The organism is Bradyrhizobium oropedii (genome assembly GCF_020889685.1).
In the GTDB taxonomy this organism is placed as follows: Bacteria; Pseudomonadota; Alphaproteobacteria; order Rhizobiales; family Xanthobacteraceae; genus Bradyrhizobium; species Bradyrhizobium oropedii.
Genome location: NZ_JACMYO010000405.1, coordinates 1 through 1,792, shown reverse-complemented (window position 1 = coordinate 1,792; position 1,792 = coordinate 1). Strand labels below are relative to the sequence as shown.

The following is a 1,792-nucleotide window of genomic DNA, read 5'->3' as shown; positions in this document are numbered from 1 at the left end:
ACCTGATCAGGATAGTCGTCGAGATGATGAGCGCGGTGGTGGGCAGTCTGTCGAGTAGTCTTTTGACTCGATATCGCATGAGCTTTTGCTCAAGGCGATTCGGAAGCACACGGACTGCGCTTGGGTGTTGTTGTACATTGAACGGTGGCTTAAAGCTCCCGTTCAACTGGAAGACGGCACCCCTGACCCCCGAGAGAAGGGCACGCCGCAGGGCTCGGTGGTATCACCGCTGATGGCGAATCTCTTTCTCCACTATGCGTTCGACATGTGGATGCGAAGAAATCATCCGAGCATCCCGTTCGAGCGTTATGCCGATGATATTCTCTGCCATTGCGACAGTGAGCGGCAGGCACAAGAACTGAAGGAGGCGCTTGCGAAGCGCTTTGCCGAATGCGGACTGGAGCTTCATCCGGACAAGACGAAGATAGTCTATTGTAAGGATGACGACCGGCGAGGTGATTATCCTGAACAGAAATTCGACTTTTTGGGCTACACGTTCCGTGCCCGTCGGTCGAAGAACCGTTGGGGAAAGCACTTCGTCAACTTCAGCCCCGGTGTCAGCAATGCCGCGACGAAGGCAATCCGACAGGAAATCCGTGCCTGGCAACTACGCTGCCGGGTGGATAAGAGGATCGACGACCTGGCGAGGATATTCAACCCGATCATTCGAGGCTGGATGAACTACTATGGTCGGTACTACAAGTCGGCGCTTTACCCGACACTACGCCATCTCGACCGATGTCTCGCGCGATGGGCGATGTCGAAATACAAACGTCTGCGGCGACATCGAAGACGGGCAGAGCACTGGGTACGGGACATTGCTTGCCGCACCCCCACCCTGTTGGCCCATTGGCCGATGCTGCACAAGACGGCGGCTGGACGGTAAGAGCGGGATGAGCGGAGACGTTCACGTCCGGATCTGTGAGCGCCTGGGGGTGAAACTCCCCAGGGCGACTCGACTGGTGGTCTTGATCGACGCCTACAAACGTCATGACTGGCTGATTGGAGCCGTGACCAAACGACTCCGGGAGGAGTTCGCCAAGCTGCAGGTGGAAATCAATGATGAAAAGAGCCGAACCGTGGACCTGGAACGAGGCGAGAGCTTCAGCTTCCTGGGGTTCGACTTCCGCTACCTCCGCAGTCTACGCGGAGCGATGCGGCCGCATTACACGCCCAAGCTCAAAAAACGGACGGCGCTTCTGCGCGAGCTCAAAGAGGTGTTTCGCCGACACCGGTCGCAGCGGATTGACAGGGTAATAAGCCTGATCAATCCGATGCTCCGGGGCTGAGTGAACTACTTCGCGGTTGGACACTCCAGCGAGTGCTTCAGCCTCATCAAAGATTGGGTGGAAAAGAAGGTCAGGCGCCATCTGGCGCATGCTCGGAAACGAAAGGGCTTCTGCTGGAAGCGGTGGAATAGGTCGTGGTTGTACGACACTCTCAGGCTCTTCAACGGCTATCGAGTGCGACGCGACGGACCGAAAGCGGCCCCAGCCGGATAAGTCGCATAAGCCTTGGAGTGAAGCAAATGGGAGCGCGCAGTGCGGGAAATCCGCACGCTGCGTTGCGACGTGGAGGGGACTGGGAACGTGGCACGGTCGAGATACCTGCCGGCGCGCCAGTCCTCGACCCTACCTGCGAGAGGCTGGAGGTGAAATCCCGCCGGCCCACTCACCCCACCATCCGTATCCTGGCGAAGGGCAAGTGCACGACCGGGCGGATTTGGACTTATGTGCGGGATGACCGGCCCTTCGCCGGGCCTGCGCCGCCGGCGGCGGTCTATTACGCCTCG

At 58.7% G+C, this 1,792-nt stretch carries 2 protein-coding genes; both read left to right on the top strand.

Annotation, left to right across the window (positions count from 1 at the left end; genetic code table 11):
• The first annotated feature begins 70 nt into the window (after window positions 1-70).
• Window positions 71-886, top strand: a complete 816-nt coding sequence (locus H8A95_RS44315) for a reverse transcriptase domain-containing protein (RefSeq protein ID WP_338028091.1) — start codon at window positions 71-73, stop codon at window positions 884-886.
• Between the two features lie 82 nt (window positions 887-968).
• Entirely contained in the window at window positions 969-1,289 is a 321-nt protein-coding gene (locus H8A95_RS42860) for an RNA-dependent RNA polymerase family protein (protein WP_229166835.1), read from the top strand.
• The last annotated feature ends 503 nt before the right edge of the window (window positions 1,290-1,792 follow it).